Raw genomic sequence first — 16,021 nt, 5'->3', positions numbered from 1 at the left:
TTACTCAGCCCCTCCTCAGGAGCAGTCGGGCCTCGCCGACGGTGATGACGGAACCGGTGACGAGCACACCGCCGCCCGCGAACTCGCCCTCCTCCTCGGCCAGCGTGATCGCGGCCTCCAGGGCGTCCGGCAGCCGGGGCTCGACCTGGACGCGGTCGTCGCCGAAGACCTCGACGGCGATCGCGGCCAGCTCGTCGGCGTCCATGGCGCGGTGGCTGGAGTTCTGGGTGACGACGACCTCGGCGAAGACCGGTTCGAAGGCTTCCAGCAGCCCCCGCACGTTCTTGTCGGCGCTGGCGCCGACCACCCCGATGAGCCGGCTGAACTGGAAGGCCTCCCCGACCGCCTCGGCGGTGACCCGGGCTCCGGCCGGGTTGTGCGCGGCGTCGAGCACCACGGTCGGCGAGCGCCGCACCACCTCCATCCGCCCCGGCGAGGCGACGGAGGCGAAGGCCTTGCGCACGGTGTCGACGTCCAGCGGCTCGGGGCGCTGCGCGCCGACGCCGAAGAACGCCTCGACGGCGGCCAGCGCCACCGCCGCGTTGTGCGCCTGGTGGGCGCCGTGCAGCGGCAGGTAGACCTCGGTGTACTCGCCGCCGAGTCCGCGCAGCGTCACCAGCTGCCCGCCGACGGCGACCTCGCGGGCCACGACGCCGAACTCCAGTCCCTCGCGGGCCACGGTGGCGTTGACGTCGACGGCCTTCTTCAGCATCACCTGCGCCGCGTCCACCGGCTGCTGGGCCAGGATCACGGTGGCGTCCTGCTTGATGATCCCGGACTTCTCGACCGCGATCTCGCCGGGCGTCCCGCCGAGCCGGTCGGTGTGGTCCAGGTCGATCGGGGTGACGACGGCGACGTCCCCGTCGATGACGTTGGTGGCGTCCCAGGAGCCGCCCATCCCGACCTCGACGACGGCCACGTCCACGGGCGCGTCGGCGAAGGCGGCGTACGCCATGCCGGTCAGCACCTCGAAGAAGGAGAGCCGGTACTCCTGCTGCCCGTCGACCATCTCGACGTACGGCTTGATGTCCTCGTACGTCTCGACGAACCGCTCGGCGGAGATCGGCGCCCCGTCCAGGCTGATCCGCTCGGTGATCGACTGCACGTGCGGCGAGGTGTACCGCCCGGTGCGCAGCTCGAAGGCGCCGAGCAGGGCCTCGATCATGCGGGCCGTGGAGGTCTTGCCGTTGGTCCCGGTGATGTGGATGGAGGGGTACGAGCGCTGCGGCTCGCCCAGTACGTCCATCAGCGCGGCGATCCTGGTGACGGACGGCTCCAGCTTGGTCTCGCCCCAGCGGGTCGCCAGCTCCGTCTCGACGGCGCGCAGGGCCGCGTCCACCTCGGGGTCCTCGGGGCGCCCGGGGACGTCGGCCTCCGGGGGGCCGCCCTGGGTGCGCAGGGTGCGGCTGCCGGCCTCGATGACGGCGAGGTCGGGGTCGCGGGTGGTCTCCGCGTCGATGATCTCGTCGAAGGAGTCGAGGGGGTCGGAGGGGTCGGGCTGGTCGTTCTCGCCGGGGATGTCACTCACGGGCACCAGTCTACGTACCCGCCGCCCCGTAACCGCGGGCAGTCGTGCCGCCTGGGGCGGCACGGGTGGGCGCGGCGGCACCCCGTCAGCGCCCGGCTGCGCGACTCCCTGTGGGGCGCCAACGGAGGGGTGGCTCGGATTCGCGGGCGAGTGCGACGCCGTCGTGGCCGGTCGCGCAGTTCCCCGCGCCCCTGAGGGACGTGAACGCTCCCGGTGCCTGCAACGGCGCCGGGAGCGTTCACGTCAGGGCGACTACGCCTGCGGCAGCTTCTCCAGCTGGGCGGTGATGCGGGCGATGTCCTCGTCCGCCTTGGCCAGGCGGCCGCGGATCTTGTCCACGACGTGGTCCGGCGCCTTGGCCAGGAACGCCTCGTTGCCGAGCTTGGCGTTGGCCTGGGCCTTCTCCTTCTCCGCCGCCGCGAGGTCCTTCGCCAGCCGCTTGCGCTCCGCGGCGAAGTCGATGACCCCGGAGAGGTCGAGGGCCACCTCGACCCCCGCGACCGGCAGCGTCGCCGTCGCGGCGAAACCGTCACCCTCCGGCTGGAGCCGCAGCAGCTGCCGGACGGCCGCCTCGTGGGCCGCGAGCGCGCTGCCCGCGAGGGTCAGCCGGGCCGGGACCCGCTGGCCGGGCTGGAGCCCCTGGTCGGCACGGAAGCGCCGGACCTCGGTGATCACCGACTGGACGGTCTCGATCTCCCGCTCGGCGTCGGCGTCCCGGAAGCCCCCCGGGGCGTCAGCCCCAGGAACAAACACAGCGGTCGGCCACTCGGCGATGACGACCGACTCGCCACCCGTGAGCGTCGTCCACAGCGTCTCGGTGACGAAGGGGACGACCGGGTGGAGGAGACGCAGCGTCACGTCCAGGACCTCGCCCAGGACCCGCTTCGAGACCTCGGCCGCCTCGCCGCCCGCCTGGAAGGTGGTCTTGGACAGCTCGACGTACCAGTCGAAGACCTCGTCCCAGGCGAAGTGGAACAGGGCGTCGGAGAGCTTCGCGAACTGGTAGTCCTCGTAGTACGCGTCGACCTCGGCGACCACCGAGTTCAGGCGGGAGAGGATCCAGCGGTCGGTCGAGGACATCTTCGACGCGTCCGGCAGCGGGCCGTCCACCGTCGCGCCGTTCATCAGCGCGAAGCGGGTGGCGTTCCAGATCTTGTTGGCGAAGTTCCGGGAGCCCTGGACCCAGTCCTCGCCGATCGGGACGTCGACGCCCGGGTTGGCGCCGCGCGCGAGGGTGAAGCGCAGGGCGTCGGAGCCGTACTTGTCCATCCAGTCCAGCGGGTTGACCACGTTCCCGAAGGACTTGGACATCTTCTTGCCGTTCTGGTCACGGACCATGCCGTGCAGGGCGATGGTGTGGAACGGCGGGGTGCCGTCCATCGCGTAGAGGCCGAACATCATCATCCGGGCGACCCAGAAGAAGAGGATGTCGTAGCCGGTGACCAGGACCGAGTTCGGGTAGAACTTCGCGAGCGACTCGGTCTGCTCGGGCCAGCCGAGCGTGGAGAAGGGCCACAGGCCGGAGGAGAACCAGGTGTCCAGGACGTCGGAGTCCTGGTACCAGCCCTCGCCGGCCGGCGGCTCCTCGTCCGGGCCGACGCAGACGACCTCACCGTTCGGCCCGTACCAGACGGGGATGCGGTGGCCCCACCACAGCTGGCGCGAGATGCACCAGTCGTGGAGGTTGTCGACCCAGTCGAAGTACCGCTTCTCCATCTCCTGCGGGTGGATCTTGACCTTGCCGTCGCGGACCGCGTCGCCGGCGGCCTTGGCCAGCGGGCCGACCTTGACCCACCACTGCATGGACAGGCGCGGCTCGATGGTGGTCTTGCAGCGCGAGCAGTGGCCGACGGAGTGGACGTAGGGCCGCTTCTCGGCGACGATCCGGCCCTCGGCGCGCAGCGCGGCGACGATGGCGGAGCGGGCCTCGAGCCGGTCCTGGCCCTGGAAGGGGCCGTGGGCGGTGATGACGGCGTGCTCGTCCATCACGGCGATGGCGGGCAGGCCGTGCCGCTGGCCGATCTCGAAGTCGTTCGGGTCGTGGGCGGGCGTCACCTTGACCGCGCCGGTGCCGAACTCGGGGTCGACGTGCTCGTCGGCGACGACCGGGATGGAGCGGTCCGTCAGCGGCAGCTTGATGAGCTTGCCGACCAGGTGCTTGTAGCGCTCGTCCTCGGGGTGGACGGCGACGGCGGTGTCACCGAGCATCGTCTCCGCGCGGGTGGTGGCGACGACGATGGTCTCGTCGCCCTCCCCGTACTTCATGGAGACCAGCTCGCCGTCGTCGTCCTGGTACTCGACCTCGATGTCGGAGATCGCGGTCAGACAGCGCGGGCACCAGTTGATGATTCGCTCGGCGCGGTAGATCAGCTCGTCGTCGTAGAGCCGCTTGAAGATGGTCTGGACGGCCTGGGAGAGCCCCTCGTCCATGGTGAACCGCTCACGCGACCACGCGACGCCGTCTCCCAGGCGGCGCATCTGGCCGCTGATCTGCCCGCCGGACTCGCTCTTCCACTGCCAGACGCGCTCGACGAAGGCCTCCCGGCCGAGGTCGTGCCGGGACTTGCCCTCCTTGCCCAGCTCGCGCTCGACGACGTTCTGCGTGGCGATGCCGGCGTGGTCCATGCCGGGCTGCCACAGCGTCTCGTACCCCTGCATGCGCTTGCGGCGGGTCAGGGCGTCGATGAGCGTGTGCTCGAAGGCGTGCCCGAGGTGCAGGCTGCCCGTGACGTTCGGCGGCGGGATGACGACGGTGTACGGCGGCTTCTCACTCTTCGCGTCGGCCTCGAAGTAACCCCGTTCCACCCAGCGCTCGTACAGCTGCCCCTCTACCTCGGCCGGCGTGTACTGGGTCGGCAGTTCGGTGCTGGGTGCGGGCTGCGGCTGCTGAGAGTTCTCGGTCACGGGGGTCAGTTTACGGGCGTCACGCCCCTGTCCCGAAACGCGTTTCTTCTGTAACGGTGCGGCCCCCGGTGACCTGCGCACGCCAGGTCTGAGTCAGGATGTCAGCACCACGTAAAGCATCTGAGGGGGAACCCAACAATGAGCCACAACCAGCCGGGCCCGTACGGCGGGCAGCCCCAGCAGCCCGGACCGTACGGCCAGCCGAGACCGTACGGCCAGCAGCCGCCGCAGGCCCCCCAGCCCGGCTACGGCTACCCCCAGCAGACCCCTCCCCCGCAGCAGCCGGGCTACGGCTACCCGCAGCAGCCCCAGCAGGGCGGCGTCCCGCCGCAGACTCCCCCCTACGGCCAGCAGCCCCCGTACGGCCAGCAGCCCCCTTACGGCCAGCAGCCGCCCTACGGTCAGCAGCCGTACGGCATGCCGCAGCCCCCGGCGCCGGGCGGCGGCGGCAAGAAGAAGGCCGGTCTGATCATCGGCGCGGTGGCGGTCGTCGCGGCGATCGGTGTGGGCGCCTACTTCGTGATCGGCGGAGGCGGCGGCGCGGGCGGCCTGGAGGACGACGGCGCACACAAGCTGACGACGCCGGCGACGGTACTCACCGATTACAAGCGCGCCAGCGACGAGGCCGCCGACACGGGCTCGGACACCGTCAAGGACCTGGAGAAGAGCGGCGTCAAGGACGGCACGAGCGTGACCGGGTTCTACACCACCGCGGACCTCACGGGGTACGACCCTTCGGACCCGAGCACCGCCCCCGACCCCAGTGAAATGGCGACCGCCAAGGGCATCACCTACATCGGTGCGTACGGGAAGATCTCAGACCCCGAGACAGTGCTCGACAAGTTCTTCGCCGAGTTCAAGAAGGAGTCCGAGAAGAACTCGTCTTCCTCCTCCGAGACGGGTGGCGGCAAGGCCGTGGGCGAACCCGAGTCGGTCGACATCGACGGCGCGGTCATGAAGTGCCAGGGCGTCGAGGGCACCAACCCGGTCTCCAAGAAGGAGAAGACCGACTGGATCTGCGCCTGGGCCGACTACAGCACCATCGCCCTGGTCTCCCCCGGCGACGCCACCAAGGGTGTGACGAAGGACGTCGCCGTCGACATCACCACCAAGCTCCGCAAGGAGATCCGCGTCAAGGCCTGACGCGAAGCGACAACGTGGAAGGGGCCCGGTCGAGCGACCGGGCCCCTTCCACGTGTTCGTACGGTGCGGCTACGCCGTCTTCTGCTCGCCCGGGCCGCGCCCCCGCGAATCCCGGGGGATCAGCGTCGGGTTGACGTTGGAGAGGACCACGTCGGCCGTGATGACGACGCGGGCCACGTCCTTGCGGGACGGCACCTCGTACATCACGCCCTGGAGGACCTCCTCCATGATGGCGCGCAGGCCGCGGGCTCCGGTCTGGCGGAGGATGGCCTGGTCGGCGATGGCCTCCAGGGCCTCGCGCTCGAAGTCCAGCTCGACGCCGTCGAGTTCGAAGAGGCGCTCGTACTGCTTGACGAGGGCGTTGCGCGGCTCGACCAGGATCTGGAGGAGCGCCTCGCGGTCGAGGTTGTGGACGGAGGTGATGACGGGCAGTCGGCCGATGAACTCGGGGATCATGCCGAACTTGACCAGGTCCTCCGGCATGACCTGCTCGAACTGGTCCTTGGACTCGATCTCCCGCTTGGAGCGGATCTGCGCGCCGAATCCGATGCCCTTGGCGCCGGCCCGGCCCTCGATGATCTTCTCCAGGCCCGCGAAGGCACCGCCCACGATGAACAGCACGTTCGTCGTGTCGATCTGGATGAACTCCTGGTGCGGGTGCTTGCGGCCGCCCTGCGGCGGGACGGAGGCGGTGGTGCCCTCCAGGATCTTCAGCAGGGCCTGCTGGACGCCCTCGCCCGACACGTCGCGGGTGATGGAGGGGTTCTCACTCTTCCGCGCGACCTTGTCGATCTCGTCGATGTAGATGATCCCGGTCTCGGCCTTCTTGACGTCGTAGTCCGCGGCCTGGATCAGCTTGAGCAGGATGTTCTCGACGTCCTCGCCGACGTACCCGGCCTCGGTGAGCGCCGTGGCGTCGGCGATCGCGAAGGGCACGTTCAGCATGCGGGCGAGGGTCTGGGCGAGGAGGGTCTTGCCGGAGCCCGTGGGGCCCAGCAGGAGGATGTTGGACTTCGCCAACTCGATGGCGTCCTCGCGGCCTTGGGCGCCGCCGTTCTCGCCGGCCTGGACCCGCTTGTAGTGGTTGTACACCGCGACGGAGAGGGCCTTCTTGGCCGCTTCCTGGCCGACCACGTAGCTCTCGAGGAACTCGTAGATCTCGCGGGGCTTCGGAAGCTCCTCCCAGCGGACCTCGCTGGTCTCGGCCAGCTCTTCCTCGATGATCTCGTTGCAGAGATCGATGCACTCGTCGCAGATGTACACACCGGGCCCTGCGATGAGCTTCTTGACCTGCTTCTGGCTCTTCCCGCAGAACGAGCACTTGAGCAGATCGCCGCCGTCACCGATGCGTGCCACGGTGTGCTTCCCCTTCGCCTGGGAGACTCCCGGACGTCGACGTCACGTCAACGGCGGGCGGACTCCTGGTGCTGCCTTATGTCCGACGGTACCTTGCCGGGCCCCTCGTCCGGGCCCCCCTTGGCACGGTTCCCTTTGACGTGAATCGCGTCAAACCGTGCCAAGGAGCGGCAGACGATACAGCCTCCCGCCTAGCGGAGAGAGGAGTTGTCCATCTTCCGGGTGGTGATGATCTGGTCGATCAGGCCGTAGCTCAGCGCGTCCTCGGCCGTGAGGATCTTGTCGCGCTCGATGTCCTCGCGGATCTTCTCGACCGGCGTGGTGGAGTGCTTGGCCAGCATCTCCTCCAGCTGCGAGCGCATCCGGAGGATCTCGTTGGCGGCGATCTCCAGGTCGGAGACCTGACCGCGGCCGGTCTCGCTGTACGGCTGGTGGATCAGCACGCGGGCGTTCGGGAGGGCCATGCGCTTGCCCGGGGTGCCGGCGGCCAGCAGGACGGCCGCGGCGGAGGCCGCCTGGCCCATGCAGACCGTCTGGATGTCCGGCTTCACGTACTGCATCGTGTCGTAGATGGCCGTGAGCGCCGTGAAGGAGCCGCCGGGGCTGTTGATGTAGACCGAGATGTCCCGGTCGGGGTCCATCGACTCCAGGCACAGCAGCTGCGCCATGACGTCGTTGGCGGAGGCGTCGTCGATCTGGACGCCGAGGAAGATCACCCGCTCCTCGAAGAGCTTCGCGTACGGGTCGTACTCGCGCACACCCTGCGAGGTGCGCTCGACGAAGCGCGGGATCACGTAGCGGGACTCGGCGGACGGGCCGGTGTACTCGGCACGCGTGCGGTCGTACAGGCCGCTGCCGGGGAAGTCGTTCACAGTGTCTCCTGTAAAGGGGCTGAGGCGGTCGGCTCGGGGCGGGGGATGGCTCAGGCGCCCGTGCCACCGCCGCCCGGCATGCCGGCGGCCGTGGGGATGACGTCGTCGATGAGGCCGTACTCCTTGGCCTCGAACGCGTCGAACCAGCGGTCGCGGTCCGAGTCGCGGGTGATCTGCTCGACCGTCTGGCCGGTGTGCTGCGAGGTCAGCTCGGCCATGCGCTTCTTGGTGTGCAGCAGCCGCTCGGCGTGGATCTTGATGTCCGAGGCCGAACCGGCGAGGCCGGCGGAGGGCTGGTGGATGAGGATCTCGGCGTTCGGCAGCGCGAAGCGCTTGCCGGGGGTGCCCGCGCTGAGCAGGAACTGCCCCATCGAGGCCGCGAGACCCATCGCGATCGTCACCACGTCGTTCTTGATGAACTGCATGGTGTCGTAGATCGCCATGCCCGCCGTGATCGAACCACCCGGGCTGTTGATGTACAGGAAGATGTCCTTGTCCGGGTCGGCGGCAAGGAGCAGCAGCTGTGCGGTGATCTTGTTGGCGATGTCGTCGTCGACCGGCTGGCCGAGGAAGATGATCCGCTCGCCGAGCAGTCGGTTGTAGACCTGGTCGCCGAGGCCGCCACCGATAGAGGGCTCGCCGGCGGCTGAGGGCATCAGATTCGTCACGTATCCACCTGCTCGTCTTACGACGGCGCCGGGCCGTCTCACGTTTCCCTGCGGGGCTGGAGCCGCTTTCCGGGACTCCCCTGCCCTCGTATTCATGGACCCTAACGCGGTGACCCTGCGGTGCCATCCCGGTTCTGCGGGTGTTCGCCGGGGGCGTAGCGCTCCGGGGGCGGGCTCGTCCCCGGGTGCGGGTGCGTCGTGGTTGATCGCGCCCACCCGGCGGAACCGCACCTCGATACGGCCCCGCGCCCCTTTGGCGGGCCGTCCAGCCCTAGCCAGAACGGGCCCCGGCGCTGGTCGTCCGGGGCCCGTTCTGCGTCCGTCTGGGGAGACGCGAGGGGGGTCAGCCCTCGGTCTTCTCCTCGGCCTTGTCGTCGGCCTGCTCGGCGTCGGCGGCCTCGGTGGCGTCGGCCTCGGCGGCCTCCGTCTCCTCGTCCTCCTCGTCGTCCAGGTCGACGATCTCGCCGTTGGTGTCCTTGACCGTGGCCTTCTCGACCACGGCGGCCAGGGCCTTGCCGCGGGCGACCTCGCCGACGAGGAGCGGGACCTGGCCCTGCTCGACGACGGCCTGGGCGAACTGGTCGGGGGACATGCCGGAGGAGGCGGCACGGCGCATGAGGTGCTCGGTCAGCTCTTCCTGGCTGACGTTGAGGTTCTCCTGCTTGACCAGCTCGTCGAGGACGAACTGGGTCTTGATGCCCTTGACCGCGGCCTCGCGGGTCTCGGTCTCGAACTCCTCGGCGGTCTTGCCCTGGAGCTCGAGGTACTTCTCGAGGTCGAGGCCCATCTGGCCGAGCTGGTGGTGCTCGAGGTTGTGCTTGCGGGTGTTGATCTCGTCCTCGAGCAGCTTCTCGGGGACCGGGACCTCGACCAGCTCGAGCAGCTTGTCCAGGACGCGCTCCTGGGCCTGCGTGGCCTGGTCGTACTGCTTCATGTTGGCCAGGCGCTTGCGGCTGTCGGCCTGAAGCTCCTCCAGCGTGTCGAACTCCGACGCGAGCTGCGCGAAGTCGTCGTCCAGCTCGGGCAGCTCGCGCGCGGCGACCTGGCTGACCTTGACGGTGACCTCGGCCTCCTTGCCGGCCGCCGAGCCGCCCTTGAGCTCGGAGGTGAAGGTGGCCTCGCCACCGGCCTCCAGGCCCTTCACGGCGTCGTCGATGCCGTCCAGCAGCTCGCCGGAGCCGATGGTGTAGGAGACGCCGTCGGCGACGCCGTCCTCGAGGACCTCGCCGTCGACCTTGGCCTGGAGGTCGAGGGTGAGCACGTCGCCGTCCTCGGCGGCGCGCTCGACCGGGGAGGTGGACGCGAAGCGCTCGCGCAGCTGCTCCACGGACTTCTCGACGTCCTCGTCGGTGACCTCGACGGCGTCGACCTCGACCTCGATGCCGGAGTAGTCCGGGATCTCGATGGAGGGGCGGATGTCGACCTCGGCGGTGAAGTTCAGCGTCTCGCCGTCCTTCAGCTCCGTGATGTCGACCTCGGGCTGGCCGAGCGGGTTCAGCTCGGCCTCGTTGACCGCGTCGGTGTAGAACTTGGGAAGCGCGTCGTTGACCGCCTCCTCCAGCACCGCACCGCGGCCGAACCGCTGGTCGATGACCCGGGCCGGGATCTTGCCCTTGCGGAAGCCCTTCACCGTGACCTGCTGGTTGATCTTCTTGTACGCCGCGTCGAGGCTGTCCTTGAGCTCCTCGAAGGGCACCTCGACAGTGAGCCGAACCCGGGTCGGGTTCAGGGTCTCCACGGCGCTCTTCACGGTTCGGTCTCCTTGGTGGCTGACTTCTTGGGTTCTGCCGGAACCAGAGTGTCCGGCAAATTTCGCCGCCCGGAGACTTCAGACGCTGATGACACACGGGCGTGCAGCTTGCATAGTAACGGCAGCGACTACACGGCCCAAAAGGCGATCACTCGGCGATCACTCGGTGGTCGGTCGGTGGTCGGGGTGGCGGGATTTGAACCCACGGCCTTCCGCTCCCAAAGCGGACGCGCTACCAAGCTGCGCCACACCCCGTCTGGTGCGACACGTAGGGTACATGCCGCCAGGCACCGGGGACCGCTGAGTTTCCCGAGCGTCCGTGCCGGTCCGGCGCGGACCGGAAGGGGTGTGCGTCGAGGGGGGACGACCCGCTACGATGCATGCAGTGCCGCGGTCACCGACCTGCGGCGCCAGCCGTGCGGGCGTAGCTCAATGGTAGAGCCCCAGTCTTCCAAACTGGCTACGCGGGTTCGATTCCCGTCGCCCGCTCCGAGAGGCCTCCGGCCCGGTCCCCCAGGGGATCGGGCCGGAGGCCTTTGTGCGGCCCTAGAACTGGATCGAGTTGATGGTGTCGGCTATCGAGTCCAGGAAGCGCTGGATGTCGTCGGCCATGCCGGTCGAGGCCAGGAAGAAGCCGAAGAGGACCGCGACGACCGCCGGTCCCGCCTTGATCGAGCCTCCCCGCAGCAGCACCACGAGGATGATCCCCAAAAGCAGCACCACTGACAGTGAAATGGCCACAACTGATCACACCCTCGGTCGGTCCGCGCTCCCGCCCGGAGGTGCGGCACCGCACACCCCCGCCAGAACCATCGTGCCACCAACCGGGCCCGGTCATGCGGCAGGTGACAGATCGTCCGGCCGGTTCTGTGGTGGTGTGCTGCCCCGCGCACGCGGACCCACCCCTCCACCGCGCCTCGTACGGAATTTCGACGGAACACCCGTACGGGGAATTCGAGGTGCTTCGTTTCCATGTCCACACACCGCGTTCGCAGATATTTCGAATTGTCGCGGCGGACACATCGGTACCGACATCGACGAGGGCACCGGCCGCACCTCGGAGGATGCGTCGACAGGGTCATCACAGGGAGATCACAGGATCACCCAGGAAGCCCGTAAGGGCATTGAAGCGGACATTCCAGCGGAGTCGCCCGCCGGACTTATGCGCCGGTTAGTCGTGATGTGTCGTGACAAGTGGGGCGCTCCGGAAGGAGCTTGGACCCGCGGCGGCGGGCGGCGGTGTGGGGGCCGTCACGCGTCCGCAGAGGCCGAGTTGCCGAAATACGGGGGTACTCGAACGGTACTCACACCGTACCCAAGACCCGAATTGCAGGAATGACGTCGAGGGTTTTACGGAATCACACGGAGAACGCTAGGGTGCCTCAGATGTTCTACGCTGCCTCGTCCCCCACCAGAGCAGCGAGGTCCTGCGACCACTCGCCGAGTTCCCGGCGGGGGGTTGCATGACTAGCTCGCTGCGACCTCACGGCGACCGGAAGTCGCCGTCCCCGCCCTCCCCGCCGAGCCGGCAGCGCGACGCGTTCTTCGACAACGCCAAGTACCTGGCGATCGTGCTGGTCGGTGTGGGCCACGCCTGGGGACAGATCCTGGACGGGAACCGGACCGTGGAGACCCTCTACCGGGTCCTGTACACGTTCCACATGCCGGCGTTCATCATCGTCTCCGGCTACTTCTCGCGCAGTTTCGACCTGAGCCCCAAGCGCGTCAAACGGCTGATCACCGGTGTCGCCGTCCCGTACCTCGTCTTCGAGGTGGCCTACACGCTGCACCGCCGCGTCAGCGAGGACCCGCAGAGCGACTTCAGCCTGCTGGACCCCACCTACCTCCTGTGGTTCCTGTGCGCGCTGTTCGTCTGGCGGCTGACCACCCCGATCTGGCAGACGGTCCGTTGGCCGCTGCCGATCTCCCTCGGCATCGCCGCGCTCGCCTCCGTGACGCCCAGCGTCGGCAACGACCTCAACATGCAGCGGGTGCTCCAGTTCCTGCCGTGCTTCGTGCTGGGCCTGGTGCTGCGCCCCGAGCACTTCCAGCTGGTGCGGCGCCGCTCGGTGCGGATCTGGTCCGTGCCGGTGGTCGCGGCGGCGCTGGTGATCGGCTGGTGGTCGGTGCCGCGCATGGAGACCGGCTGGTTCTACCGCAACGCCGCCATGCAGGACACGGGCGCCCCCTGGTGGTCCGGGCCCGTCCTGACGCTCGCGCTCTTCGGCTGCTCCGTGGTGCTGTCCGCGTGCTTCTTCGCCTGGGTGCCCGGTCGGCGGATGTGGTTCACGGCCCTCGGCGCCGGCACGATCTACGGCTACCTGCTGCACGGCTTCCTGGTGAAGGAGGGCAGCTACACCGGCTGGTTCCAGCACTCCTTCCTGGACACGCCGCTCGGTGAGATCGGGCTCACCGTCCTCGGCGCCTCCGTCGTCACCCTGCTGTGCACCAAGCCCGTCCAGCGGGTGCTGCGGTACGTGGTCGAACCGAGGATGGACTGGGCCTTCAAGCGCGATCCCGGTGACGCCGCCCGGGGCCGTGAGAAGCGCGACCCGGCCGGTACCGGGGCACGCGGGACGTCCACCGAGCCCGCCGCGTCGAACGCCGGCGGCGAGAAGGTGTCCGTCTAGGACCCTGGGTCACCTCTGGCCGAGAAGTGCGCGCATCCGCGTGTACTTCTCGGTCAGTCGTGTGCGGGTGGCCTCGTCGAGGACGGCCAGCCGCGCGGGGTCGGCGTTGTGCGCCAGGTCCGCCTCCTTGACCAGCCGCGCGCCGGGGGTGGCCAGGATCCGCGCGGCGTACGCCTCGGGCGGCTCCCCCGCCCGCTTGGTGAGGGCCAGGACGATGTCCTTGGTACGGCGGCTCAGCGGCGCCTCGGCCAGCCACCCCTCGGTCAGCGCGTCGTCCTCCACGGCGTCGTGCAGCCAGGCGGCCGCGATCTGCTCGTCGTCGCCGCCGCGCACCCGTACGCCCTCGGCGACGGCCCGCAGGTGTTCGGCGTACGGCCGGCCCGCCTTGTCGGTCTGTCCGGCGTGGGCGGCGCGGGCGGTGGCCTCGACCTCGGCCAGGGAGAGCGGCGGGGCGGGCGGTCCGGAGCCGTGGGGCAGGGACGGCGGGGGCGGCATGGACGGCATGGGCCCAGTATGCGGCGCGGGCCTCAGTCCGTGGCCGGCGCGGACTGGGCGGTCGGGCCCTCCCGGCAGATCAGCAGCAGCGCCCGGTCGTCGTTGACGTCCTTGGCGACCGCCTCGATCAGGTGCCAGGCCGCGCCGTGGAAGCCGCCCGCGACATAGCGGTCGGCCTCACCGGTGAGGCGGTCGATGCCCTCGGCGATGTCCCGGTCGGAGGTCTCCACCAGGCCGTCCGTGAACAGCATCAGCACGTCCCCGGGCCGCAGCGAGCCCTTCACCTGGTCGAACTGCGCACCGTCGTAGACACCGAGCAGCGGGCCCTCGGCCGACTTCTCCTCCCAGCGGCCGGTGCCCGCGCTGAGCTGGAGGCCCGGCGGATGACCGGCCGAGTACAGCTCGTAGTCGCCGGAGTCGAGGTCCAGGACGAGGTGGATGGAGGTGGCGAAGCCCTCGTCCCAGTCCTGGCGCAGCAGATAGCCGTTGGCGGCCGGCAGGAAGGCGTGCGGGGGCAGGCTGCCGAGGAGTCCGCCGAAGGCCCCCGACAGCAGCAGGGCGCGCGAGGCCGCGTCCATGCCCTTGCCGGAGACGTCGGTGAGGACGACCTCCAGGGTCCGGCCGCCGTTGGTGCGGGCCGCGACGACGAAGTCGCCGGAGAAGGACTGCCCGCCCGCCGGGCGCAGCGCCATCTCGCGGTGCCAGCCCTTCGGCAGCTGGGGCAGCTTGCTCTGGACCCGGATGCGTTCGCGCAGGTCGAAGAGCATGGTGCCGCCGCGCCGCCAGGGCACGCCCACCCGGCTGCGGAACTGCGCGACGAGGAGTCCGAAGAAGCCGCAGGCCGCGACCACCAGGACCACGCCGGGGGTGACCCGGGAGGGGCCCTCGGTGTACGGGCCGAGCTGCACGGACTCCACGATCAGCGCGGTGGCCGCCGCGGCGTACAGGCCGAGCAGGCTCGCCGGGCGCAGCAGCAGGCCGCCGGCGACGATCGGGATGACGAGCGCGGAGGGCGAACACCACACGGAGTTGGCCATGGTGGTGGCGGCGATGACGGGGATCGTCAGCAGCAGTCCGGCGAGCGCGATCCAGTCCGAACCGTCGCCGCGGAAGTAGTCGACGGCGGCTCGGCGCATGCCGACGCGGGCCCGGTGCCACTGCTTCTTCCACCGGGCCGCGAACGTCTCGGCCTCCGCGCGCCGCTGTCGTCCTGCTGCCATTAGTTCGGGACCCTATCCATCGAACCGGCCGCTTGGCACGGGAGGTCCTACTTGTCCCCCGTCCGAGGCCGGACTTCACAGTGAACTTCACGAACGGCTTCCGCGCCGCAACCCTGCGGAAATTGCCTCGCCCGTCTCGTGCGGCCCTGGTACGCATGCTGCATGGAACGGTCCACGAGTGATGACGACGGTGTGACGGCGGAGCCGAGGGTTCTGCGGCGCGACGAGTGGGACACCTGGTACGGGACGCTGATCCGTGCCTTCAGCGGGGTCCCGGAGCCCGCCGAGGAGTTGGCCCTGTACCGGGAGCTGACGCAGGTCGACCGGTCGATCGGTGTCTGGGAAGGGGAGCGTGGGGGCGACGGCGAGGGCGGTGCGTGCGTCGGGACGGCGGGGGCCTTCGCCTTCCGGATGACCGTGCCGGGCGGTACGCGGGTGCCCGCGGCGGGCGTGACGATGGTGAGCGTCGCCGCCACCCACCGGCGCCGGGGCGTCCTGACCTCGATGATGCGGCGGCAGCTGGACGACGTACACGCCTGGGGCGAGCCGCTGGCCGTACTGACGGCCTCCGAGCCGGCGATCTACGGCCGGTTCGGGTACGGCGCCGCGACCTTCGCGCTCAACGCGGAGATCGACACGAGCCGGGTCCGGCTGTCGGTGCCGGCCGGCACGGATGACGTACGGCTGCGGTACGAGGCGCCCGCGGACGTGCTCGACGCGTGCGAGGCGGTGTACGCGCGGCTGGTGCCGGGGCGGCCCGGGATGCTGGCCCGGCGGCCCGGCTGGGAGCGGCTGGCGCTGCTGGACCCGGAGAGCGGGCGGGACGGCGCCTCGCCCTTGCAGTGCGTGCTCGCCCGGCGGGACGGCGAGGTCACCGGGTACGCGCGGTTCCGGGTACGGCCGGCCTGGGGGTCCGAGGGTGCCAAGGGCAGGGTGGTCCTCGACGACCTGGCGGGCCTCGACCCGGCGACCGAGGCGGCGCTGTGGCGCTTCCTGTTCGGCATCGACCTGACCTCCACGCTGGCGGTGCGGGGGCGGCCGGTCGACGAGGCGTGGCAGTACCAGGTGTCGGACGTCCGACGGTGCCGGCCGGAGCTGCGGGACTCGTTGTACGTACGGCTGGTGGACGTGGGGGCGGCGCTCGCGGCGCGGACCTACCAGGCGCCGGTGGACGTGGTGTTCGAGGTCGAGGACGCGTTCTGCCCCTGGAACGCGGGGCGTTGGCGGCTGAGCGGCGACGCGAAGGGGGCGTCGTGCGAGCGTACGTCGGACGCGGCCGATCTCGCGTTGTCCGTACGGGAGTTGGGGGCGGCGTATCTCGGGGGTGTGAGCCTCGGGTCGCTGGGCGCGGCCGGGCGGGTGCGCGAGGTGCGGTCCGGGGCGCTGGCGTCGGCGTCGGTGGGCTTCGGGTCGGACGTGGCGCCGTGGCTGCCGCACGGGTTCTGAGCGCGGACT

12 protein-coding genes and 2 tRNA genes are annotated in these 16,021 nt (G+C 70.0%); 4 read left to right on the top strand and 10 right to left on the bottom strand.

Annotation, left to right across the window (positions count from 1 at the left end; translation table 11 throughout):
* Window positions 1-4 precede the first annotated feature (4 nt).
* On the bottom strand, window positions 5-1,528 hold the full coding sequence (locus B9W62_RS25655) for a bifunctional tetrahydrofolate synthase/dihydrofolate synthase (protein ID WP_107424249.1): 1,524 nt from the start codon (window positions 1,526-1,528) through the stop codon (window positions 5-7).
* Between the two features lie 252 nt (window positions 1,529-1,780).
* Window positions 1,781-4,432 (bottom strand): valine--tRNA ligase, encoded by a 2,652-nt coding sequence (locus tag B9W62_RS25650; protein WP_087809352.1) that lies wholly within the window; start codon window positions 4,430-4,432, stop codon window positions 1,781-1,783.
* 138 nt (window positions 4,433-4,570) lie between these two features.
* Between B9W62_RS25650 and B9W62_RS25645 the strand changes: the two genes are divergently transcribed.
* Entirely contained in the window at window positions 4,571-5,575 is a 1,005-nt protein-coding gene (locus B9W62_RS25645; RefSeq protein WP_087809350.1) for a hypothetical protein, read from the top strand.
* 69 nt (window positions 5,576-5,644) lie between these two features.
* Here B9W62_RS25645 and clpX read toward each other — a convergent pair whose 3' ends face one another.
* From clpX to B9W62_RS25620, 5 genes are all read right to left on the bottom strand, one after another.
* Window positions 5,645-6,931: an ATP-dependent Clp protease ATP-binding subunit ClpX gene (gene clpX / locus B9W62_RS25640; RefSeq protein ID WP_003976182.1), complete on the bottom strand. Its 1,287-nt coding sequence runs from the start codon at window positions 6,929-6,931 to the stop codon at window positions 5,645-5,647.
* Between the two features lie 191 nt (window positions 6,932-7,122).
* Window positions 7,123-7,803 (bottom strand): ATP-dependent Clp protease proteolytic subunit, encoded by a 681-nt coding sequence (locus B9W62_RS25635; protein ID WP_064727874.1) that lies wholly within the window; start codon window positions 7,801-7,803, stop codon window positions 7,123-7,125.
* 50 nt (window positions 7,804-7,853) lie between these two features.
* A complete protein-coding gene (locus tag B9W62_RS25630) occupies window positions 7,854-8,459 on the bottom strand; it encodes an ATP-dependent Clp protease proteolytic subunit (protein ID WP_051005918.1) in 606 nt (201 codons plus the stop codon).
* A gap of 355 nt (window positions 8,460-8,814) precedes the next feature.
* Window positions 8,815-10,221, bottom strand: a complete 1,407-nt coding sequence (gene tig, locus B9W62_RS25625; protein WP_087809349.1) for a trigger factor — start codon at window positions 10,219-10,221, stop codon at window positions 8,815-8,817.
* 178 nt (window positions 10,222-10,399) lie between these two features.
* Window positions 10,400-10,476: transfer RNA gene (locus B9W62_RS25620), tRNA-Pro, on the bottom strand.
* Window positions 10,477-10,639: 163 nt separating this feature from the next.
* Between B9W62_RS25620 and B9W62_RS25615 the strand changes: the two genes are divergently transcribed.
* A tRNA-Gly gene (locus B9W62_RS25615) sits at window positions 10,640-10,710 on the top strand.
* Window positions 10,711-10,767: 57 nt separating this feature from the next.
* Here B9W62_RS25615 and B9W62_RS25610 read toward each other — a convergent pair.
* Window positions 10,768-10,962, bottom strand: coding sequence for a hypothetical protein (locus B9W62_RS25610; protein WP_003976178.1), 195 nt, complete (start codon window positions 10,960-10,962; stop codon window positions 10,768-10,770).
* Between the two features lie 722 nt (window positions 10,963-11,684).
* Here B9W62_RS25610 and B9W62_RS25605 point away from each other — a divergent pair.
* Window positions 11,685-12,851: an acyltransferase family protein gene (locus B9W62_RS25605; protein ID WP_087809348.1), complete on the top strand. Its 1,167-nt coding sequence runs from the start codon at window positions 11,685-11,687 to the stop codon at window positions 12,849-12,851.
* A 9-nt stretch (window positions 12,852-12,860) separates the two neighbouring features.
* On the opposite strand, the gene B9W62_RS25600 is transcribed toward B9W62_RS25605, so the two are convergent.
* Window positions 12,861-13,355 (bottom strand): HD domain-containing protein, encoded by a 495-nt coding sequence (locus B9W62_RS25600; RefSeq protein WP_087809347.1) that lies wholly within the window; start codon window positions 13,353-13,355, stop codon window positions 12,861-12,863.
* Window positions 13,356-13,378: 23 nt separating this feature from the next.
* Complete coding sequence (locus tag B9W62_RS25595; protein ID WP_087809346.1) at window positions 13,379-14,566, bottom strand: PP2C family protein-serine/threonine phosphatase; 1,188 nt, start codon at window positions 14,564-14,566, stop codon at window positions 13,379-13,381.
* Between the two features lie 162 nt (window positions 14,567-14,728).
* Between B9W62_RS25595 and B9W62_RS25590 the strand changes: the two genes are divergently transcribed.
* Entirely contained in the window at window positions 14,729-16,012 is a 1,284-nt protein-coding gene (locus tag B9W62_RS25590; protein ID WP_179235663.1) for a GNAT family N-acetyltransferase, read from the top strand.
* Window positions 16,013-16,021 lie beyond the last annotated feature (9 nt).

The organism is Streptomyces sp. CS113, from assembly GCF_002188365.1.
In the GTDB taxonomy this organism is placed as follows: Bacteria; Actinomycetota; Actinomycetes; order Streptomycetales; family Streptomycetaceae; genus Streptomyces; species Streptomyces tendae.
Note: the sequence above shows the minus strand (reverse complement) of the source record. Positions and strands in the feature narration are given on the sequence as shown.